Source organism: Clostridium chrysemydis (genome assembly GCF_015234215.1).
Taxonomy (GTDB): domain Bacteria; phylum Bacillota; class Clostridia; order Clostridiales; family Clostridiaceae; genus Clostridium; species Clostridium chrysemydis.
Genome location: NZ_JADEKP010000020.1, coordinates 1 through 1,879 on the forward strand (window position 1 = coordinate 1; position 1,879 = coordinate 1,879).

1 protein-coding gene is annotated in these 1,879 nt (G+C 29.3%); it reads right to left on the minus strand.

From position 1 onward, the window contains the following. Nucleotides 1-152: 152 nt before the first annotated feature. Nucleotides 153-1,781, minus strand: a complete 1,629-nt coding sequence (locus INR60_RS17125) for an IS1182 family transposase (RefSeq protein ID WP_194192695.1) — start codon at nucleotides 1,779-1,781, stop codon at nucleotides 153-155. Nucleotides 1,782-1,879 lie beyond the last annotated feature (98 nt).

A 1,879-nucleotide genomic window follows, 5' to 3' on the forward strand; every position in this document is an offset into this window, starting at 1 on the left:
ATGGGGTTGTCGCATTAGCAGATTAAAAATCTGCTAGCGACAACCTATTTTTATGGATTTTCATATAAATTTAGTTGATCAGTTAATTGTGAAATTTCTGTTTTGAAAAATAGACGCACTTAAATAAGCCTCTGTGAAAAGCTTATTTTTGGTTATGCAGATTTTTTAATCATATGCAAATGAGTATTTGTTTTCTCACTTTGTATTTTGAAATGTAGCTTTTTAACATTGATTGCTACAGACAGAAGGGTGATTTCAGCTAAGATATTATTTTTACCACGACATAAAAATCTTCTGAAATTCATATCATGTTTTATTTGCGCAAAAGCGCCCTCGGCTTGAATGCTTCTATTTGTTCTAAGCAAACATCCTTCATCAGAAATTATCCTGTTTAAATCTTCTTTTCTTTGCTGATTAAATTTCTTTGAGATCTCTAATTTTTTAGTTCTCTCTTCCAAAGGTAATTTTGAATTATTTCCTTTAATACATGAACTCTTATGACTACAGGAACTACAGTCTTCACAACTGTAAATAGTTTTTTCGCTTTCATAACCTGTTTTAGATTTTCTTATTATTGTTTTTTCAGTAGTCAAATGTTTCCAATTTCGGCAAGTGTAACTGTCGGTGTGTGCATCATAAATCATGTTTTCTATTTTACCAATATCATTTTTATACTTTCTGGTTTTTGATATCTCATAATTCAATGGTTTTATAAATGAAAGTTGGTCATTTTCTTCAATAAAAGAGTAGTTTTCTTCACTTTCATATCCTGCATCAGCCACTATTTTTGAATATTTATAATTTAGATTTTTTTCCATGTTAATAATAAATGGTATTAGTGTTGTAGTATCGGTTGGCTGTGGACCGATGGTAAGCCACGAAATATAACCCGAGTCTGCACCGATTTGTAGATTATATGTAGGTTTAAGTTGTCCATTTTTCATAGCATCTTCTTTCATTCTCATAAATGTAGCATCAGTATCAGTTTTAGAGTAACTATTGCGGCTACCACAGATATATATTTTCTGCTTGTATTCTTTTAGTTTAAGTGCATATTCTTCAAGCTTTTCAATAGATTTCTGTAAAGAACTTTTTCTTCTTCCACAACCGTAAACGAAAGTTATACCTTCACTTTTCTTTAAACTATATAATTTCTTCTTAAGTTTTTTTATATGTTTTAGTTGTACTTTATTATTATGAATTATTTTAATTCCGAAAAGCTCTTCACATTCTTCAATCAAGTTTGCTATCTTGATTAATAGTCTTTCTAAGTTCTTTGTAACTGCTTTTTTCCAAACAAAAGTATACTTATTAGCATAAGCTTCTATTTTTGTACCATCTATAAAAATAGCCTCTCCAGATAGTTCACCTATTTTATACAAATGGTTAGTTGTTTCGGTTAAAAATCTTTCTGCAAAAGGAGCGAAATGTAAACTTCTAAATCTAGCTATTGTGGAATGATCCGGAGCGGAAGCCCCTTCCAATAAGAACATAAAATTTATATCTCTACGACAAGCTTTTTCAATATCTCTTGATGAGTAAATTTTATTCATATTTGCATAAAGCATAATCTTCAACATTTTTCTTGGCGATACTTGATTTTCTCTTATTTTTGAATAAGTAGAATATAGGTCAGTTAAATTTATCTCCTCTATAAACTGACTTAGTAATCGTACTGAATCATCTTTTGGAATTATGCAATCTAAATTAAAAGGAAGTTTTAATTGATAAAACTTCTGATTTAAAGTATAATCTTTTTGTAAAAGTTTTTCGATTAGCATGAAAAATATTTTATCATAAATCCACGACTAATTGGTCGTGGATTTATTTTTTTTAATAAAAAAAGAGCTTCGCACTAATTATTTAGTGCGACAGCCCC

Coding starts and splice junctions, on each gene's coding strand:
- INR60_RS17125 (WP_194192695.1), bottom strand. CDS start 1,781: ATGCTAATCGAAAAACTTTTACAAAAAGATTATACTTTAAATCAGAAG.